This window comes from Paenibacillus sp. EKM211P, assembly GCF_011066175.1.
Lineage (GTDB): Bacteria > Bacillota > Bacilli > Paenibacillales > Paenibacillaceae > Paenibacillus > Paenibacillus polymyxa.
Genome location: NZ_JAAMNS010000060.1, coordinates 1 through 372, shown reverse-complemented (window position 1 = coordinate 372; position 372 = coordinate 1). Strand labels below are relative to the sequence as shown.

The window sequence follows — 372 nt, the reverse complement described above, 5'->3', positions numbered from 1 at the left end:
AAGAAATCACAGCGACGTTCAGCCGCTGATCGGGATGTTCGTCAATACCCTGGCCATCCGCAGTTATCCGGCTGCCGTTAAAACGTTCCTTGACTACTTGAAGGAAATCAAGGAGACGACGCTGGGCGCTTTTGAACATCAGAATTATCCGTTTGAGGAACTGGTGGATAAGGTGAATGTGGCTCGCGATTTAAGCCGCAATCCGCTGTTCGATACGATGTTTGCTTTGCAGAATACAGAGAATTTGGAAATCCAGCTTCCCGGACTCCATTTGTCGACGTATGCCAGCGAAGAAATTGTTTCTAAATTCGATCTCAGCTTGGACGTCACAGAGATCGAGGAAGGCTTGGAATATCTGTTTGAATACGCCAC

General features: G+C 47.6%; 1 protein-coding gene. It reads left to right on the top strand.

Features of this window, described 5'->3' with window-relative positions; all coding sequences use genetic code 11:
• On the top strand, positions 1 to 372 hold a 372-nt coding region (locus tag G9G57_RS25345; RefSeq protein ID WP_164965685.1), incomplete at both ends, for a condensation domain-containing protein.